16 protein-coding genes are annotated in these 17,446 nt (G+C 59.5%); 8 read left to right on the forward strand and 8 right to left on the reverse strand.

What is annotated here, in order from left to right:
* Positions 1 to 122: 122 nt before the first annotated feature.
* Genes HMPREF2787_RS00005 through HMPREF2787_RS10965 form a run of 3 tightly spaced genes read right to left on the reverse strand, consistent with a single transcriptional unit; the run spans position 123 to position 3,175 of the window.
* Positions 123 to 314 carry a hypothetical protein gene (locus HMPREF2787_RS00005; protein ID WP_016421704.1) on the reverse strand — a complete coding sequence of 64 codons (192 nt, stop codon included), beginning with the start codon at positions 312 to 314 and terminating at the stop codon, positions 123 to 125.
* Positions 315 to 2,792 (reverse strand): transglycosylase domain-containing protein, encoded by a 2,478-nt coding sequence (locus tag HMPREF2787_RS00010; protein ID WP_070858066.1) that lies wholly within the window; start codon positions 2,790 to 2,792, stop codon positions 315 to 317.
* Between the two features lie 11 nt (positions 2,793 to 2,803).
* Entirely contained in the window at positions 2,804 to 3,175 is a 372-nt protein-coding gene (locus tag HMPREF2787_RS10965; RefSeq protein WP_224433683.1) for a DUF5318 family protein, read from the reverse strand.
* 272 nt (positions 3,176 to 3,447) lie between these two features.
* Here HMPREF2787_RS10965 and HMPREF2787_RS00015 point away from each other — a divergent pair, with 272 nt between their 5' ends.
* The 4 genes from HMPREF2787_RS00015 (at position 3,448) to HMPREF2787_RS00035 (ending at position 7,099) form a co-directional block, all read left to right on the forward strand.
* Positions 3,448 to 4,533 (forward strand): inositol-3-phosphate synthase, encoded by a 1,086-nt coding sequence (locus tag HMPREF2787_RS00015; protein WP_016421706.1) that lies wholly within the window; start codon positions 3,448 to 3,450, stop codon positions 4,531 to 4,533.
* Between the two features lie 523 nt (positions 4,534 to 5,056).
* Positions 5,057 to 5,548: a MarR family winged helix-turn-helix transcriptional regulator gene (locus HMPREF2787_RS00025; RefSeq protein ID WP_016421708.1), complete on the forward strand. Its 492-nt coding sequence runs from the start codon at positions 5,057 to 5,059 to the stop codon at positions 5,546 to 5,548.
* A 158-nt stretch (positions 5,549 to 5,706) separates the two neighbouring features.
* Positions 5,707 to 6,639 (forward strand): universal stress protein, encoded by a 933-nt coding sequence (locus HMPREF2787_RS00030; protein WP_005511918.1) that lies wholly within the window; start codon positions 5,707 to 5,709, stop codon positions 6,637 to 6,639.
* 43 nt (positions 6,640 to 6,682) lie between these two features.
* Complete coding sequence (locus tag HMPREF2787_RS00035) at positions 6,683 to 7,099, forward strand: hypothetical protein (RefSeq protein WP_070858068.1); 417 nt, start codon at positions 6,683 to 6,685, stop codon at positions 7,097 to 7,099.
* Positions 7,100 to 7,255: 156 nt separating this feature from the next.
* Here the strand turns inward: HMPREF2787_RS00035 and leuS are convergent, their stop codons facing one another.
* Positions 7,256 to 10,174 (reverse strand): leucine--tRNA ligase, encoded by a 2,919-nt coding sequence (leuS, locus tag HMPREF2787_RS00040; protein WP_070858069.1) that lies wholly within the window; start codon positions 10,172 to 10,174, stop codon positions 7,256 to 7,258.
* A gap of 60 nt (positions 10,175 to 10,234) precedes the next feature.
* On the opposite strand from leuS, the gene HMPREF2787_RS00045 reads away from it, so the two are divergent.
* The 4 genes from HMPREF2787_RS00045 to HMPREF2787_RS11200 all read left to right on the forward strand — a co-directional run bounded on the left by HMPREF2787_RS00045 (position 10,235) and on the right by HMPREF2787_RS11200 (position 14,070).
* Positions 10,235 to 10,846: an SdpI family protein gene (locus tag HMPREF2787_RS00045; RefSeq protein ID WP_070858070.1), complete on the forward strand. Its 612-nt coding sequence runs from the start codon at positions 10,235 to 10,237 to the stop codon at positions 10,844 to 10,846.
* 72 nt (positions 10,847 to 10,918) lie between these two features.
* Positions 10,919 to 11,902, forward strand: coding sequence for a bile acid:sodium symporter family protein (locus tag HMPREF2787_RS00050; protein ID WP_070607150.1), 984 nt, complete (start codon positions 10,919 to 10,921; stop codon positions 11,900 to 11,902).
* Positions 11,903 to 12,010: 108 nt separating this feature from the next.
* Positions 12,011 to 13,141 (forward strand): DUF695 domain-containing protein, encoded by a 1,131-nt coding sequence (locus HMPREF2787_RS00055; RefSeq protein WP_070858071.1) that lies wholly within the window; start codon positions 12,011 to 12,013, stop codon positions 13,139 to 13,141.
* A gap of 14 nt (positions 13,142 to 13,155) precedes the next feature.
* Entirely contained in the window at positions 13,156 to 14,070 is a 915-nt protein-coding gene (locus tag HMPREF2787_RS11200) for a hypothetical protein (RefSeq protein WP_048733154.1), read from the forward strand.
* A gap of 50 nt (positions 14,071 to 14,120) precedes the next feature.
* On the opposite strand, the gene HMPREF2787_RS00065 is transcribed toward HMPREF2787_RS11200, so the two are convergent.
* From HMPREF2787_RS00065 to HMPREF2787_RS00080, 4 genes are all read right to left on the reverse strand, one after another.
* A complete protein-coding gene (locus HMPREF2787_RS00065; RefSeq protein WP_049189416.1) occupies positions 14,121 to 14,471 on the reverse strand; it encodes a branched-chain amino acid transporter permease in 351 nt (116 codons plus the stop codon).
* A complete protein-coding gene (locus HMPREF2787_RS00070) occupies positions 14,468 to 15,151 on the reverse strand; it encodes an AzlC family ABC transporter permease (protein WP_048733174.1) in 684 nt (227 codons plus the stop codon). The genes HMPREF2787_RS00065 and HMPREF2787_RS00070 overlap by 4 nt, the downstream gene beginning before the upstream one ends.
* Before the next feature lie 111 nt (positions 15,152 to 15,262).
* The gene (locus HMPREF2787_RS00075; RefSeq protein ID WP_048733149.1) at positions 15,263 to 15,904 is read right to left on the reverse strand and encodes a YqgE/AlgH family protein; all 642 of its coding nucleotides are present in this window, start codon (positions 15,902 to 15,904) and stop codon (positions 15,263 to 15,265) included.
* Entirely contained in the window at positions 15,904 to 17,346 is a 1,443-nt protein-coding gene (locus HMPREF2787_RS00080) for a CCA tRNA nucleotidyltransferase (protein WP_016421726.1), read from the reverse strand. Before HMPREF2787_RS00080 ends, HMPREF2787_RS00075 begins: the two co-directional genes overlap by 1 nt.
* Positions 17,347 to 17,446 lie beyond the last annotated feature (100 nt).

The following is a 17,446-nucleotide window of genomic DNA, read 5'->3' on the forward strand; positions in this document are numbered from 1 at the left end:
ATTTCTCAGTCCAACTAATGGGGAGCAGTTCAGAGCTACTGCGTGCGCCTCTTTGAATTGTGAAGTTGTCGCGTGCTTGGTGGGCAGTTAACGCTCTAGCAACTGACTACCTGGCCTGCGTCCTACATTGATGTCGAGGAAGCATGTGCCAACGCAATAATCACCGGAATGACTGTCGCGAATAGGAAAGCTGCCAGGCACAGAGCCCAAATGATTGCCGGTTTCCACTTCTGCATGAAGCCCCAAAAGGCCGTGCCGAACATCAGGAAGCCAATCGCGACGCAGACGATGGTGAAAATCACCCACGTGTCCACTTACTGTCCACCTCCAGGGTTACCGGGGTCTCCGCCGCCTTCATTGCCACCGCCGAAACCACCGCCTCCCGGAATCGGGATGGGCAGTAGGTCAGCGATTCCGCCGCCACCGCCTCCGCCATCGCCACCCGGAACCGGAAGCGGTGCAGGCTGCTCCTCGGAGGACTCAGAGGTCGACTCCTCGGCCGACTCCTCTTCTGTGGTCTCCGGGGCATAGCCCTGGTCATAGCCAGAGTCAGAGGTCGACGGCGCCTGGTACTGCGGCGCACCTGCGACACCACCGATTGGCTCCGGCTTGGTGAAGTACTCAAAGTCCTCGTTAGACAGTGCGTTATCCATGGTGTACTTCCACAGATCGCCCGGGGTTTGCGAGCCGTACATGATGCCACCATAGGAGTTGTAGAGCGCCGAACCATCGACGTTGCCAACCCACACTGCAGTCGACAGCTGCGGTGTCGAACCGATCATCCACGCATCCTTGTTCTGGCCGGTGTCACCCAACTGCGTAGTACCGGTCTTGGCGGCCGACGGGCGACCACCACTCAAGGGCTTGTTGCTGTAACCGGCAATAGGCTCCATGGCCGATATCATATTGGTGGCCACTGCCTTGGAAACTCGACGGTCGCCCTTGTCAGCGTTGGACTCGTAAACAATCTCGCCCTTGGAGTTTTCGACCTTCTCTACGAAGTGAGTCTGCTGATAGACGCCATCGTTAGTCAGGGTAGCCAGACCAACGGCCATATCCAGCGGACGTGAGAGGTACTGACCCAGGGCGATACCGTCCTGCGAGTGACCGTTGTCGTCCATCAGAGTCTTTTCAATACCCGGGATGGACTCAGCCACGCCCAGACGATGAGCCATTTTGGCGGTGTCATCCGGACCATTCTTCAGGTCGCGCTGCAGGCGAATAAACGGGGTGTTCAGCGACTGCTTCAGGGACTCATAAAGCGGAAGCACGCCACCGCCGGCACCGCCGTCGTTGTGCAGAGTGACGTTACCGGACTGCACAGGTGCCGAAGAGTACTGCGCGGTCAGTGGAATGCCCTGATCGAGCGCTGCTGCCAGCGCAAAAATCTTGAAAGTAGAGCCGGTCTGCAGACCGCTGTTCGCGTAGTCCCAACCAGTCGGATCGTCGCCACCGTAGTAAGCGCGGACAGCACCTGTCTTCGGCTCCACCGAAACGATGGCGGCACGCAAACCCGTTGACTGATCGACGTAGTTTTCCATCGCATCCAGGGCAGCCTGCTGCACCGTCGGGTCAATGGTCGTCGTAATGCGTAGACCGCCAGTGTTGACCTCCTGCTCGGAGATACCTTCGCGCTCCAACTCAGCCAGAACCTGATTCTTAATCATGGCAGCCGGGCCGGGCTCCGGAGCCTGCTTCGGCGCCAACGCCGGATCGATGGTCTCCGGGTACTGCATTCCCGCGCGGTCCTGCGGCGAGACGATGTTCATCTCCACCAGGCCATCGAGGACGTAGTTCCAACGCTGCTCAGCCTCCGGGCGGTTAGTCCACGGATCCAGTGCGGATGGACGCTGAATCGAGGCTGCCAGCACGGCACCCTCTTCGGCATTCAGCTCACCGACTTCCTTACCGAAGTAGGCCTTCGACGCTGCCGCGATACCGTATGCGTTACGACCAAAGTAAATCGTGTTGAGGTAGGCCTCAAGGATTTCGTCCTTAGTCCACTCCCGCGCCATCTTCGCCGACATGACCAGTTCCTTGGCCTTACGGGTCAGCGTGCGCTCATTGCCCACCACAGCATTCTTGACGTACTGCTGCGTAATGGTCGAGCCGCCACCGGCACTGGAATTACCAGTCACGACTCCCAGAGCCGCACGGGCATAACCAGTCAAGGAAAAACCCGGGTTGGTATAGAAATCACGATCCTCAGCTGCCAGCACTGCATTGCGTACAGCATCCGGCACCTTGTCGATAGTGATGTTGCTTCGGTTACCGCCCTCGGGGACGATGCGCGTGATTTCCTTTTCACCAGAACGGTCATAAATCACCGCAATCTGGCTATTGGCCAACTCCTCTGGCTCCGGCACGTCCGTTGTCGCATAAGCAACACCGAACACAACTACCGGCAACAGCACGACCAACGCCACGGCTAGACCGAGCCACGCTAAAATTCGCCGCTTATTGTCAGTCGGCTGTTCTTCTTGCGCCATCGAGCTTTCCTCTTCATGGTCATCTGGTTCATGGTCATCTGGGGCGTACTGCCCCTTCTCCGGATCCGGCTCGCTTGCCGACGTCATCTCTGAACCGGTAGCCAGACCCTCGTCATTGCCACCGACCGAAACAGCATCAATGCTGTCACTGGAATCGTCGTCAAGCGATGCGTCATCGGAGTGTGCGTGCGTATTGAAGGAATCAGCATCCGGCTGATCCCACCACTCGCCTGATGAATTAGAACCCTGGCCCTCGTGAGGGCTGTTAGGACCGCCTGGGCTATCGGGTCGATCATTGCTCACGGGTGCTCTCCCTAGTTTTCTGACTCTTCTCGAGCTGCCTGAAGTGTCCGGGTCAGGAAACTCCACTTGCAGTCGGGGCACACCTCAACTTCTTTGACGGTGCACGAACCATATTCATTAACTATTGCGGATAATTCGTTTTCAGTACAAGCAGAGCCGGAACGACGGCCCAAGTTTTCTCCGAACACCCAGAATACGAGTCGGAGGTCGAATTTGCGACATACTGGGCACTCTTCCTGGGGCTTTCTGCCGTGAAAACGCGCGGCAGCGACCAGCCGAGCATCGGCATCACAGAGTGATTTCCGTGAAATCTCCCCTGCACGCCACTGCTCCAATAACTGCTTCTTGAGCAAGGAGTGATCGATCTCGCCCTGCCATGTCATCACGAAGACAGATTAGCAGGCGCGTGCGGGCTGATTTCACCCCCGCTTTATCGGTAAACACATGCCCCCTCACGGTTCGGGCATCGGCAAAAAACGCATAAAGGTATAACGTCACGCTCGTTACCTCAATGCGTGCACCCACTCACGGCCGCACCGCTGGCGTAAGGCCCTGGCGCGGGGTCCTGATGCTAGGTCCTGATGCGAGTTCCCGGTGTGAGTTCCCGGCGCGAGGTCAAAGCCTCCGAGCACATAGTTTCAAGGAGAATTACCAAATGAGTTCAATTCGCGTCGCTATCGTCGGCGTCGGCAACTGCGCCTCCTCCCTGGTGCAGGGTGTCGAGTTCTACCGCGATGCAAAGCCCGATGAGACCATTCCTGGCCTCATGCACGTCGTCTTCGGCGACTACCACGTCTCCGATGTCGAGTTCGTCGCAGCTTTCGATGTTGACGACAAGAAGGTCGGCAAGGACCTCTCCGAGGCCATTGTTTCCTCCGAGAACTGCACCATCAAGATTGCCGATGTCCCGACTCTCGGCGTTGAGGTTCAGCGCGGCCCGACCCTGGATGGCGTTGGCAAGTACTACGCGGACACCATCGACGAATCCCCGGCTGAACCGGTCGACGTTGTTCAGGCGCTGAAGGATGCCAAGGTCGATGTCCTGGTCTCCTACCTGCCGGTCGGTTCAGAACAGGCTGACAAGTTCTACGCACAGTGCGCCATTGACGCTGGTGTAGCTTTCGTCAATGCCCTGCCGGTCTTCATCGCTTCCGACCCGGAGTGGGCCAAGAAGTTCGAAGACGCAGGGGTTCCGATTGTCGGCGACGACATCAAGAGCCAGGTCGGCGCAACCATCACCCACCGCGTCATGGCCAAGCTATTTGAGGACCGCGGTGTTCGCCTCGAGCGCACCCTGCAGCTCAACGTCGGCGGCAACATGGACTTCAAGAACATGCTCGAGCGCGACCGCCTCGAGTCCAAGAAGATCTCCAAGACCCAGGCTGTCACCTCCAATCTCACCGGTCCGCTGGCCGGCAAGATCGATGACCGCAACGTCCACATCGGCCCGTCCGACTGGGTGGACTGGCTGGATGACCGCAAGTGGGCCTACGTCCGACTCGAGGGCAAGGCCTTCGGCGAGGTGCCGCTGAACCTTGAGTACAAGCTCGAGGTCTGGGACTCCCCGAACTCCGCTGGCATCATCATCGATGCTGTTCGCGCTGCCAAGATCGCCAAGGATCGCGGTATCGGCGGCCCGGTTTACGCCGCTTCTTCCTACCTGATGAAGTCCCCGCCGAAGCAGCTTGCCGACGATGTTGCGCGAGCACAGCTCGAAGCATTCATCAAGGGCGAAGACTAAAAGGTACAAGCACTCAAAAGTACAAGCGAGCAGCTCCGAGAGCATGTTCCTTGAAAAGCGTCAGCCGGTTACCCATGCGGTAGCCGCTGGCGCTTTTGTGCTTCTCTAGCCTCCCCGCGCCCTCCCACGCTCTTCTCTTCCTCCTCGCCCTACTCGCTGCTGCGCCCATCTCGTCCCCGCCATGGATGCGTGCGCTGCAGTCGTCGTAAAGCAGACAGCAATACACCCGCGAGGATGAATCTGCGAGACATATCACAAGCCAAAAGCATTCGCGAAAGTAGCCGTATGGCTACCTCCAACCCAACGTTCTAAGTACAGAAGAAGTGACACTTTAGGGGGTTTCTGCCAGCACCGAAAAACCTTATACGCAGATAGGTTTAATGTTTTGTACTGGGGTTTTAGATGTTTGGTGGAAAATTCCTGGTGATTTCATCGCCGAAATCACCAGTTGTAGAAAAATAAATAGCACCCCAAATAAATTTCGTATTGGCAACTAGCACTGTTCGCATATAACATCGTCGCTATGACATTATCTTCGGGCTCGATTGGCAATCCTGATGCCGTTACTCCTCTGTCGCTCGCTAAGCGCATTCGCCCTCTCCTGACTCGCGCTGAGCTGCTCTACAGCCGCCGCTCCTCGGAGTCCCAGCTCAGCCGCGCGCAGCTGTCCATCATGATGACCCTGGAGGCACTGGGCGCCTGCCGTATCAGCCAGTTGGCTGAGGCCGAGGCCATCCGCATGCCCACCGCCTCGAACGCCGTGCACCACTTGGAGGTCGCCGGCATGGTGGAGCGCGTCCGCGACAGCAAAGACCGCCGTGGCGTCCGCGTTGAACTGACCGACCGTGGCCGTGAAGAGCTGCACCGCGTTTCTGAAGAGCGCAATCAGCAGATGGCTGAGATGTTCAGCACGCTGACCCAGGAAGAGCTGGAGTTTGGCGCTGGTCTTGAGACGATTCTGTCCAAGATCCTCGAAAACTACCCGGAGCACCCAAAGACAAACCCAAGCGTCTAGTCTCTTTTCCAGCTAGCCCTGCCACCTTTAAGCCCACAGGCAGGATACATAGCTTTTACACTTCCTCGGTGCCGTTTTAAATATGCCCGCCTATCCACGTAGGCTATTACCCAGAAGCACCACTTGGATATTTCTGAGTAATCACAGGAGGATTAGCGATGGCTTCCCGCCCGCTTCGTATCATGATTGCGTGGCGTCCAGGCGAGTACGGCACCGAAACGCTTGCTTACGCCGCTTGGTTAGCTCGCACCACGAAGGTGCAGATTCGCGTTGTCAGCGCACTGTCGCGTGGCTGGCCGCTGACCTCACTGGCTCGGTTGAGCACCAATGACTCCTGGGTTTCCCACGAAACCGAGTCTCTTGAAAAAATCATCAAGGATGAGCTAAAGCTCGCTGGCCTGCGCAAGGGCATGCTTGACGACGATGCCGTGCGGATCATCGAATCCTCCAGCGAATCCACAACTATCTGCAACGAAGCCGAAGAATTCGAAGCCGATGTGGTTCTGCTTGGCACCCGTCGAAGCAATACCAAGGACTGGGCCGCCAAGAACCGCAGTCGCTTTACTGCGGGATCGACCTCGGATGCGCTGCTGCATTACTCACCAATCCCGCTGGGATTGGCTATCCCCGGCGCGAAGCTTTCTAAGCACGGTGTGACCCGTGTCAGCATTTGCTACATTGACACCCCGCAGTCCCACCATGCATTGAATAAGGCTGCTGACCTGGCATATCGCTGGGAAGTTCCCCTGCGTTTGGTCTCGTTTACGCCGCGTGGTGCGACCATGTACCCGACGGAGAACGGCTACGGCCCCTCCTCTGACCTGATGATTGAGTGGCGCGAGCAGGCTATGGGGCTGCTCGACCGCGGTATCGACCGCGCACATACCCGTTACCCAGACCTTTCCATTGATGCGGAAGTAGCCTCCGGCAACGGTTGGGAAGAGGCCATTCAGTCCATCAAGTGGAAAAAGGGCGACTTGCTCGTTTTGGGTTCGTCTACTCTTGGCCCATTCGGGCGAATTTTCATCGGCTCGTCGACTAACCACATCGTTCGCCACAGCCCGGTGCCAATGCTGATTACTCCGGCCTAGTATGGCAGGCACATCAGACGGCATTTAGAGGCGAGGGGAGCAGATGGTGGATAATTCATCGGAACGCAGTACACCAGAGCGCAATGAGGATGAAATCTTCGACGAGCTTGAGCGCAAGATGTATTCCGGCAAGCGCGCCTACATCTACACCGCGGGTGTGATTCTTACGACGCTGCTCGCGGGCCTCATTATTGGCATCGCCGGCGCCATTGTCGGTGGCCCCACCTGTGATGCGGGTAAGTCCAGCTTCCTCTGCTCCCGCACTTGGGAGATCCTTTTCCCCGTTGTCCCGGGCGTAATCTCCCTGGTCGGCTGCCTTTTGGGCTTCTGGCAGACCTACGTGGAGTGGAAAAACTTCCGCAACTGGCGCGCGTGGCTCGCTATGTGCTGGGTGCTCATGCCCTTCACTTTGATGTGGATGCTCTCCACATTCGGTGTCCTGATTCTGGGCGTTAAGTAGGGGTAAGAGGCGGCCAGCCTCGGAGCCACCCTCTTGAGGTTTTTGCGAGAAAGCCTCAAGCGAGAAAGTGTCTGGGTTTATGACAAATTTGAGTCGATTTTAGGCCTCAAACTGTCATAAACCCAGACACTTTCTTGTACGCACTAGTCTCCTTGGCTACTTCTTCACAACCAGGTTGACCATCTTGCCCGGAACGACAATGACCTTCACGATATTGCCACCGGCGTTCTCCACAGCTGCGACAACCTTTTCGTCGGCACGCGCGACGGCCTCGATGTCCTCGCGGGAAGCATCGGTAGCCACGTCAATGCGAGCGCGAACCTTGCCGTTAATCTGAACTGGCAGCTCAACGGTGTCGTCGACCAGCCACTTCTCGTCAACTGCCGGCCACGGACCGTGTGCCAGGGACTCGGTGTGGCCGAGACGGCTCCACAGTTCCTCCGCGATGTGCGGTGCCACAGGGCCAAGCATGAGGGCCAGCGGTTCCACGGCGGCGCGCGGGGCACCGGTCGAACCGTAGGTCTTAGTCAGGTAGTTGACGTACTCAATGAGCTTTGCGACGGCCGTGTTGTCACGCAGCTCTGCGTAGTCAGAGGTAACCCCTTCCACGGTGCGGTTGAGCGCCTTGAGGTCGTCGTCGGAAAGCGCTGCGTCCGTGACGGCGAGCTCCCCGGAGTCCTCATTGACCACCAGGCGCCAAGCGCGCTGGAGGAAGCGCTGCGAGCCGACCAGATCCTTCGTCGCCCACGGGCGGGAGGTGTCCAGCGGACCCATGGCCATCTCGTAGACGCGCAGGGTGTCGGCGCCGTAGTTGTCGCAGACCTCGTCGGGGGAGACAGCGTTCTTCAGGGACTTGCCCATCTTGCCGTACTCCTGGAAGACCTCCAGGTCAGAGCCGTCTTCGGCGCCGCCCGGGATGAGGAACTTACCATCGCGCTCAACAACCTGATCCGCCGGCTGGTAGACACCACGGGCATCGGTGTAGGCGTAAGCCTGGATGTAGCCCTGGTTGAACAGACGGCGGTACGGCTCCTTGGAGGTCACGTAGCCGAGGTCGAAGAGGACCTTGTGCCAGAAGCGGGAGTAGAGCAGGTGCAGCACTGCGTGCTCGACGCCACCGACGTAGAGGTCGACGCCGCCTGGGTCGTCCTTACCGTGAGTCTCCGGGCGAGGGCCGGTCCAGTAGCGCTCGTTTTCCAGGTCAACGAACTCCTCAGCGTTATTCGGGTCGATGTAACGCAGCTGGTACCAGGAGGAACCTGCCCAGTTCGGCATGACGTTGGTGTCACGGCGGTACTTCTTCTTGCCGTCGCCGAGATCGAGCTCGACATTGACCCAGTCAGTGGCCTTGTCCAGTGGAGCCTTTGGCTCGGTGTCGGCGTCGTCCGGGTCAAAGGTGACCGGCTTGTAGTCCTCGACCTCTGGCAGCTCGACCGGAAGCATGGACTCGGGCAGCGCGTGGGCGTGACCGTCCTCGTCGTAGACGATGGGGAAGGGCTCGCCCCAGTAGCGCTGGCGGGCGAACAGCCAGTCGCGCAGCTTGTACTGGACCTTCTCGTGACCAGCACCTTCCTTCTCCAACCACTCAATGACGGTGGCGATGGCGGTGTCCTTGTCCAGGCCATTGATGTCCAGGCCGGAATCATTGGCGGAGTTCACGCACGTACCGTTACCGACGTACGCCTCCTTTGCAATGTCACCACCTGCGACGACCTCGCGGATTGGCAGACCGAAGGCAGTGGCGAACTCGTAGTCGCGCTCATCGTGGGCCGGGACAGCCATGATGGCACCGGTGCCGTAGCCAATCAGGACGTAGTCGGAAATGAATACCGGCACCTGCTCACCGCTCACCGGGTTGGTGGCGTAAGCGCCCAGGAAGACACCGGTCTTCTCCTTGTTCTCCTGGCGTTCCAGGTCGGACTTGGAGGCAATTGCGGCGCGGTAAGCGGCGACGGCCTCAGCTGGGGTTTCCTTGCCGAAGGTCCAGCGCTCATCCACGCCCTCGTAGGAACCGCTGCCGGCTTCAACCAGCTGATCCACCAGCTCGTGCTCAGGAGCGAGCACCATGTAAGAGGCTCCGAAGAGAGTGTCCGGACGAGTGGTGAAGACCCTGATCTTAGTGGAGACCTTCGGGCCGACCTCGGCTGTGAAGTCGACCTCGGCACCGCGGGAGCGGCCAATCCAGTTGCGCTGCATGGACTTGACCTTGTCCGGCCAGTCCAGCAGCTCCAGGTCGTCGACCAGGCGGTCAGCGTATGCGGTGATGCGCATCATCCACTGGCCCAGCCGCTTGCGGAACACCGGGAAGTTACCGCGCTCCGAACGGCCCTCGGCGGTCACTTCTTCGTTGGACAGCACAGTGCCGAGGCCCGGACACCAGTTGACCATCGAATTCGACTGGTAAACCAGACGGAATTCGTCGACTGCTTCGCGCTGCTCGGTCTCGCTGAGCTCAGCGTAGACGCGACCATCCTTGGTAGCCATCTCGCCCGACTCCAGCAGCGGAATCAGCTCATCGATGCGACGGGCCTTCTTCTGATCCTCATCGAACCAGGCGTTGTAAATCTGCAGGAAAATCCACTGCGTCCACTTGTAGTAGTCCTGGTCAGTGGTCGCGAAAACACGGCGGCGGTCATGGCCAAGTCCCAGGCGGCCCAGCTGGCGCTCCATGTTGGCGATATTCGCTTCCGTCGTCACGCGCGGGTGCGTACCGGTCTGGATTGCGAACTGCTCCGCCGGCAGACCGAAGGCGTCGTAGCCCAGGGTGTGCAACACGTTTGCGCCCTGCATGCGGTGGAAGCGCGCGAAGACATCGGTGGCGATGTATCCCAGCGGGTGGCCTACGTGCAGACCGACACCGGACGGGTACGGGAACATGTCCTGGACGAAAAGCTTGTCCTTCGGCGGAGTCGAGCCGTCGGCAGCTGCCAAATCGCCCACCGGGTTGGGGGCGTAGAAGGTGCCGTTATCTTTCCAATACGCCTGCCACTTTCCCTCTAGCTGAGTCGCCAGCTCGGGGGAGTAGCGGTAGTCGGTGGCTTCTGCCGAGGACGAGGACTTTTCGCTGTTGGTCATGGTCTCACAGTCTAATAGGTGCGTTTGGCACGTGCTCAACCACCTATATAAATTGGAAGCATGATTGTCATCCCTGTAATTACCCTGGTTCTGGCTGTTTGCATAGCCGTTGTCGCTGGTTTGGCATGGTCGGCGAAACTGCCGGGTAATGACTGGATCGGAATTCGAGCGCCTGAGGCTCGAAAGTCCCAGGAAAACTGGGATATTACGCACCGCGTTGCCGGCCCGCCGTGGGCTGTGTCCGCTGTCGCTTTCCTCGGTGCCGCCATGCTCGGCTTCCTCGCCATCCGCCCGGAGGCCTCTGGTTGGATGTGGCTGTGGTACGCCGTCGCTCTGCTCGCCGGTATCGCCATGCTCGGCATTGGTGCGGCTATCGGCTCGCACACCATCGCGCTTTACGACGCCAAGGTCTCCGCCGAGTCCGGCTCCGGTTGTGGGTGCGGTGACGGTGACAGCGGCTGCGGCTGTGGCTCCGCCGCCACTGATGCCGCCGACACTGCGGCTGATGATGCCTGCTGCTCCGACAACCCGGCAGCTGACTGCGGTGTCTCCGGTGGCTGCAGCTCCTGTGGTCTGGAAGGACTGTGCACGGACAAGGGCTCTTCCGCAAATGCCACTTTCAAGCCTGTGGACAAGGATGCGCTGCGCAAGGCAGCTGAGCGGAAGAAGTAAAAAAATTATTGCAGAGAAAAGCTTCTGCAAAATAGTAAGACAACATCTGGTTGCCCACTAAGCTATTTGTCCATGTGGCAACGAATTGTGAATTGGCGTCCAGATCCCCTCATCGTCGGTATCGTTGCTGCAGCGATACTGGCGATTATTTTTCCTGCAAGCGGCACTACCGCTGAGGTTTTCAGCTGGGCCACAAAGATCGCCATTGGCTTCTTGTTCTTCCTCTATGGCGCGCGCCTGAGCCCGCAGGATGCGTTGGCCGGTGTTAAGCATTGGCGGCTGCACATAACCATTCTGGCTTTCACATTCGTGCTGTTCCCAATCCTCGGCCTGCTCATGAAACCCCTGGATTGGATTCTCTCGCCTGGCCTCTACCTGGGCATTTTGTACATGACACTGGCACCGTCGACGGTGCAGTCGAGTGTGAACTTCACGTCCATCGCCAAGGGCAATGTCGCCGGCGCAATCGTCAGTGCCTCGGCATCTAACCTGCTAGGCATCGTCGTCACACCGGTGCTGGTGATGCTGTTGATGGCCACCGGTGGCGGCATTCATGTGGATTCGTCGGTGTTCTTGGATATTTCGCTGCAGTTGCTGCTGCCATTCGCAATCGGCCAGCTCACTCGCCGTTGGACCCTGAAGTTTGCCGCCGCGAAGACGACTAAGAACGTTGACCGCCTATCCATCGCAATGGTCGTTTACGCAGCCTTCTCCGAGGGCATGGTGCAGGGCATCTGGTCGAAGGTGCCGGCAGGGGACATTGTCATCCTGTGTGTGCTTTCGGTCGTGCTGGTGGAATTCGTTTTGCGGTTGTCCGGATTCATCGCAAATAAGATGGGCTTCGACCGCAAGGACCGCATTGCGATTCAGTTCTGCGGTTCGAAGAAGTCCCTGGCCACCGGTCTGCCCATGGCTGCCGTTATCTTCGGTGCCGATGCCAGCCTCTACATTTTGCCGCTGATGATTTTCCACCAGATTCAGCTGATGATCTGTGCGGTCTACGCCGCTCGCTGGGGCAGGGAAGCAGAAGCTGAGCCGGAGCCACAACCCGCTTAACGCGGTCTAGCGCATGGACCTGAGGGGCGAATCCGGCTTGGCACATATACTGGGGCGCACAACATATGGTTCGGTTTTAAACGAGCAAACGAAAGTGTGAGATTTAGCATGGCTAACGAGAATCCGGCTCCGTTCTCCCCGGAACAGCGCGCCGCAGAAGAGACCGCAATCAACGAGTTCTGGTCGTGGTGGAATTCTTTTGGCGCCGATGCGCTCGACTCAATGTTTAGTGTCCAGCTCGGTATCGATGGTGCCCCGAACGCCGCCGATGTGGACATTATTGATGTCCAGAAGGAGGTCGGCGGCCGCATCGCCGCTATTAATGACCGGCTCATCTGGGGGTTTGAGGCTGGCGCTCCGTATTCTCGCCACCTTCTGACTGTTAGCGCTGCCGGCGATCCGGAGCTGCGTCCGGTCGCTCGCCGTTGGCTGGAGGCCGCGCCTGACGACGGCGCGGTGTGGTCTTTCACCGACCTCCGCCAGGCGGATCCGGCGATGAAGCTGTCGCTGGGGGATGTCGCGGCCACATTGGTTGCACAGGGTGCTCTCGAGGCCGATGCTCCGGCCGAGGTCGATCCGGCAGACGCCCGCGTGGCTGTTAGCAGTGGTCATGGGGCAGTGGACGTTCGCCTATTCCACCCGCTGTTCCCGGCAATTGCTCAGTTGGAGGACGGTGAGCGCTTGGTAGCTCAGCTCGGTTTCACGCTGCTGCAGCTGGCTCTGGGGGAGGAGGACTTCGGCCTATGGCTACGCGGTTTTGCCTTCGCCGGCGAGGAGCCGGAAGGTGCGATCCCGCTACCGGAGCTGGGCGGTGTCGTCGAGCAGCTCGCGGAAGAGTGCCCGGAGTGGCTCACCATTGATGCCGAAGCCAACGGCCAGCCACTCGTCGTCGCTACTCGCGCGCCGATTACGCAGCTGGTGAGCCCGACTATGACGCAGCATGTGCTGATTCAGCTCATGCTCGGCAATATTGACGACAAGGGCTTGCCGACGGACGCATCCAAGGAATCCCTCTCCGAGTTCAATACCGCTGCCGCTGAAGCCATCGCTGAGGACAAGGGTATTTTTGTTGCAACTGAGCAATCCGATGGCATGGCTCTGATGCACTTCTTTATTGACCCGGCATCTGATGCGGAGGCGGGTCTGCGAGCTGTTGCGGAGACGTGGGCCGAGGGAGAGCATGTCGTCGATACCGGTTACGATCCAGCTTGGCAGCGCGTCGGTCACCTGCGCGTGTAGATTGGTTTTTTGTTATGAACGCTCGTCATCGTCTTACTCCACGGCCTTCCCGCGCGATTCGCATGGGTCTTACCGGTGTCATCGCTGTCACCAGCCTTCCGCTGGCAGCTGGAAACGTCGCTGCGGCTCCGCAGCCAAAACTGACTCCGCAGGGCACTATTGATGCTCCGGGGCGAACCCAGATCAGCTTTACCCACACCCCAAGTGGCACGCACTACGGTACGGCGAACGAGAATGAAGCTCGTCCGGGGCTTTCGATTGTCAAGCTCTACATTGCGGACTACGTCTTCAAACATGGCACAGAAGCGGACAAGGCGAAGGCCACAGAGATGATTCGCTACTCCGATGACAATATCGCCAGTGAGCTCTACGGCCGATACCCGGATTCCATCAACGCCACTGCGCGTGAATACGGCCTCAGCAACACCCACGGCGCAGGTCACTGGGGAAATTCAACTACGTCCAGCGCGGACACTGTGAAATTCCTGGAGGCCAAGAAGCGCGAGAACCCCTCTGACCCGGTGCTGGTTGCTATGAGCACCGCGTCACCTGAGGCGGCGGACGGCTATCGCCAGGACTATGGCACCGCCACGCTGCCGGGTGTGATTGGCACAAAGTGGGGTTGGTCCGATGACCGCCAGAGCGTTCACGCCTCGGCATCCATTGGACCTGACTTCAGCGTCGCTGCTAACACCTACGGCACGAAGGAAACTCACACCAGCGATGTTCAGAATGCCTTCGACGGCACGCTGGGCACTCCATCGCTGCCTGGCCTGCCCGACAGCCCGAGCCTGCCGGGCATCCCAAGCGTCCCGAACCTGCCCGAGAGCCCGAATCTCGGCGAACTACTGAATCTGCCGGAAACCCCGCAGCTGCCCCAGATTCCGGGACTACCGGACTTCACAGGCCAGGTACCGGCGCAGTTCTAGCCACTGCCGCTAGCCACTGGTTCGCTGGCACTGTCCACACACAGCGCACCTCACGCGACAAGGTTCACGAGGACCATATACAGCGCCGTGCCTACAAAAATCGAAATCACGGTGTTACGCCGCCACCAGTGCAGGCCAATGGTGACCACCAGTGCTACCGGCACGGCCCAGGCAGCGCCGGGGTCGCCACTCTCACCACTGAGTCCTAGCCGCCCGAAGACGGTGTAGGCAACCAACGCCACCATGACTCCAACCGGCATGGTCGTGCCGAGGAACTCGAACAGGGGAGACCCTTTCAGAGTGCGCACGAACGCAAACGGCAGCGCACGCAGCGCAAGAGTCACCGTACCCATCGCAAAGAGCGCGGCAAGCACATAGCCGGAATCGGGCATCGCGGTCATGCTCGCTCTCCCTCCGTTACACGCTGATTGCTTGCCGACGTCATGCGCATCACCCGATCCACCCGCGGTGACCACACGCGCAACAGCAGCAGGCCGAAGTACATCAGCAGTCCGATAACCAGCATCTGGTTCGGGTTAATCAGCCAGCCCACCAGCGTGCAGACGATAGCGGACAGGGGCAGTGACCAGTCCTTAGAAGTCTCAAACGCGTCCATGGCCAGCACCGTAAAGAGCGCCACCAGTGCGAACTCGGCACCGCGGATACCCTCGGGCAGTGCTGCGCCGGTTAGAGCCCCGACAATACCGGAGCCCACCCACAATAACTGGCAGAGAATCTGAATCGTCAGCAGTCGGTGGCCCGACATCTTTTCGTCCGCATTTGCCGCAGAGACGATGGCATACGACTCGTCGGTAAGCGCGTATGTGGAGTATGCGCGACCGAGACGAGACTGTATCCGGTCGCGTGGGAACGTCAGCCCATAGAAGACGTGGCGGAAGTTGACCATAAAGGACGTCACGGCACAGCCGAGCAGACCCGTATGCGCCATAACCAGGCCGACAGCGAGGAATTCCATCGACCCCGCGTAGACCACGAAGGAGAAGATGGGGGCCCACCACCAGCTAAAGCCAGTCTGTGCGATGAGCAGGCCGAATGCGAGCCCCAGCGGAATGAGTCCCATGCCCACGGGCAGTGTCTGCCGGATGCCGGCAGCTATGTCGCTGCGGTCGCTGTTTCCTGTGGCGCTACTTCCTTCAGCCCTGTTTCCTTCGGTATTGATGTGCTCACTCATCTAGTTGTCACGTACATCTACGGGGTAGGTGCCATACAGTGGCAGCGGCCATGGCTGACGGCGCATGCAATCACCCCAGATGTCCGCGGCAGCAGGAGCGAGTACATCAGAGGGCAGGGCAGGGGCGACGTACCAGTCACCGCGGTCGAGCTCGTCTTCCAGCTGTCCCGGGTCCCAGCCTGCGTAACCGGCGAAGATGCGTGCGCCATCTATGCGGTCGCGTACGTCCTCCGGCTCCGCACCGAGGTTGACCAGCGCAAACCTGTGGGCGATGCGTTCCATCAGCGGGGTACCGGTAATACTGTCGGTCTCCTCTGGGAGGGTGGCGCCGTTTCGCACCACACCAATGCAGATTGGCTGTGTCTGGTTGACCGGACCCCCGACGTAGAGCACCGGCGGCTTGGCCATCAGCGGCGCCCAAGGCTCGAGCACATTGTGCACCGGCGTCTGCGAACGCTGCGTGAGATCGACACCAAGGGTGCCGTGTTCATCGTGCTCAATGAGGAAAATCACCGAGCGGGAAAACTCCGGCGAGAGCATGCCGGGTGCTGCGAGCAGCAGCATACCGGCAGCCGGGTCGTTGCGCTCAAGGCTGGTAAAAAGCCGGTCGCCGTAGAGATTTTCCGGATTAATCGATGCCATTAGCTCTCACTTTCGCTTTCAGCCTGCTCACCGGACTGCTCGTACCACCATTTCTTCAGCGCCAAGATAGCATCTTCACGCTCCAGCGGACCGGACTCCAATCGCAGCTCTTTCAGGTAATTCCAGGCCTGTCCGACTTCTTTGCCGGGCTTCAGGTCCAGAATTTCCATGATTTCGTTGCCATCCAGGTCGGGGCGGACACGTGCGAGGTCCTCCTGCTCGGCGAGCTCCTTGATTCGCGCTTCCAGGCTGTCGCAGGCGCGTGCGAGGCGTGCTGCTTTACGACGGTTTCTTGTCGTACAGTCGGCCCGCACGATTTTGTTGAGTCGTTCCAACAAATCTCCGGCGTCGTTGACATAACGTCGCACCGCCGAGTCCGTCCACTTGCCTTCGCCGTAGCCGTGGAAGCGCATGTGCAGGTAGACCAACTGCGAGATTTCGTGGTTGGTCTTCTTCGGGAACTTCAGTTTCCGAAGGCGGCGTCGCACCAGCTTCGCGCCGACAACTTCGTGCTGGTAAAAGGTGACGTTTCCCTGCTCGTTGTAGGCACGGGTAGCGGGTTTGCCGCAGTCGTGCAGCAGTGCCGCCCAGCGCAGTACGAGGTCCGGTTCACCGGGTTCTTCCTGGTCAATAGCTTGCCGCATGACCTGCAGAGAGTGTTGGTAGACATCCTTGTGCTGGCGGTGTTCATCCTGCGTCATGCGCATGTCGGAGATCTCCGGCAGCACGCGGTCGGCCAACCCCGATTCCACCATCAGGTCGATACCTCGGCTTGGGTCCGCACCCAGGATTAGCTTGTTCAGCTCGGTGGAGATGCGCTCGACCGTGATGCGGTCAATTTCGCTGGACATTTCCTTCAACGCCTTGAGCACACGCGGTGCCACGTCGAACCCCAGCTGGGATGCGAAGCGGCAGGCACGCAGCATCCGCAGGGGGTCGTCGCCAAAACTGACCTCCGGCGCCCCCGGGGTGTCCAACACACCCGCGACAAGATCCTCGAAACCTCCGAGCGGGTCTAGGAAGGTGCGGGTGCCGTCGCCGTGGAGCTCCACGGCGATGGCGTTACAGCGGAAGTCACGGCGGATTAGATCGCCCTCCAGCGTGTCACCGAAAGTGACCTCCGGATTGCGGCTGACCTGGTCATACGTATCCGCACGGAAGGTGGTGATCTCCACCTGACGGCCATGCCGTTCCGCGGAGAGTGTGCCGAATTCAATGCCGGTATCCCAGACAATGTCCGCCCAGTCATCGAGGATCGCGCGCGTCACCTCCGGGCGCGCGTCGGTGGTGAAATCGAGATCCACGCCCAGTCGCCCTAAGAGAGCATCGCGCACAGAACCGCCCACGAGGTACAGGCGATGGCCGGCTGCACTAAACGCAGCTGCAAGCGAATCGAGGATCTCCGACTCCTTGGCGATCGCCTGATCCGCCACTGCCAGCATTGCCGTCCTGCGCACCTGTGGGTCCGCGTCAGCAGCCGCCGGAGTAGCGCCGTGAGGTGTAGTCCCCCCGGGCTGGTCACCATTTGTCGTTGAAGGAGTC

The organism is Corynebacterium sp. HMSC061H03 (assembly GCF_001838215.1).
GTDB lineage: Bacteria > Actinomycetota > Actinomycetes > Mycobacteriales > Mycobacteriaceae > Corynebacterium > Corynebacterium jeikeium_D.

What these genes read in the sequence shown, in the direction of transcription:
- HMPREF2787_RS11200 (WP_048733154.1), top strand. Translation starts at nt 13,156, where the DNA reads ATGAACGCTCGTCATCGTCTTACTCCACGGCCTTCCCGCGCGATTCGC.
- HMPREF2787_RS00015 (WP_016421706.1), top strand. Translation starts at nt 3,448, where the DNA reads ATGAGTTCAATTCGCGTCGCTATCGTCGGCGTCGGCAACTGCGCCTCC.
- HMPREF2787_RS00065 (WP_049189416.1), bottom strand. Translation starts at nt 14,471, where the DNA reads ATGACCGCGATGCCCGATTCCGGCTATGTGCTTGCCGCGCTCTTTGCG.
- HMPREF2787_RS00050 (WP_070607150.1), top strand. Translation starts at nt 10,919, where the DNA reads ATGTGGCAACGAATTGTGAATTGGCGTCCAGATCCCCTCATCGTCGGT.
- HMPREF2787_RS00075 (WP_048733149.1), bottom strand. Translation starts at nt 15,904, where the DNA reads ATGGCATCGATTAATCCGGAAAATCTCTACGGCGACCGGCTTTTTACC.
- HMPREF2787_RS00045 (WP_070858070.1), top strand. Translation starts at nt 10,235, where the DNA reads ATGATTGTCATCCCTGTAATTACCCTGGTTCTGGCTGTTTGCATAGCC.
- HMPREF2787_RS00055 (WP_070858071.1), top strand. Translation starts at nt 12,011, where the DNA reads ATGGCTAACGAGAATCCGGCTCCGTTCTCCCCGGAACAGCGCGCCGCA.
- HMPREF2787_RS00080 (WP_016421726.1), bottom strand. Translation starts at nt 17,346, where the DNA reads ATGCTGGCAGTGGCGGATCAGGCGATCGCCAAGGAGTCGGAGATCCTC.
- HMPREF2787_RS10965 (WP_224433683.1), bottom strand. Translation starts at nt 3,175, where the DNA reads ATGACATGGCAGGGCGAGATCGATCACTCCTTGCTCAAGAAGCAGTTA.
- HMPREF2787_RS00025 (WP_016421708.1), top strand. Translation starts at nt 5,057, where the DNA reads ATGACATTATCTTCGGGCTCGATTGGCAATCCTGATGCCGTTACTCCT.
- HMPREF2787_RS00035 (WP_070858068.1), top strand. Translation starts at nt 6,683, where the DNA reads ATGGTGGATAATTCATCGGAACGCAGTACACCAGAGCGCAATGAGGAT.
- HMPREF2787_RS00030 (WP_005511918.1), top strand. Translation starts at nt 5,707, where the DNA reads ATGGCTTCCCGCCCGCTTCGTATCATGATTGCGTGGCGTCCAGGCGAG.
- HMPREF2787_RS00070 (WP_048733174.1), bottom strand. Translation starts at nt 15,151, where the DNA reads ATGGGACTCATTCCGCTGGGGCTCGCATTCGGCCTGCTCATCGCACAG.
- leuS (WP_070858069.1), bottom strand. Translation starts at nt 10,174, where the DNA reads ATGACCAACAGCGAAAAGTCCTCGTCCTCGGCAGAAGCCACCGACTAC.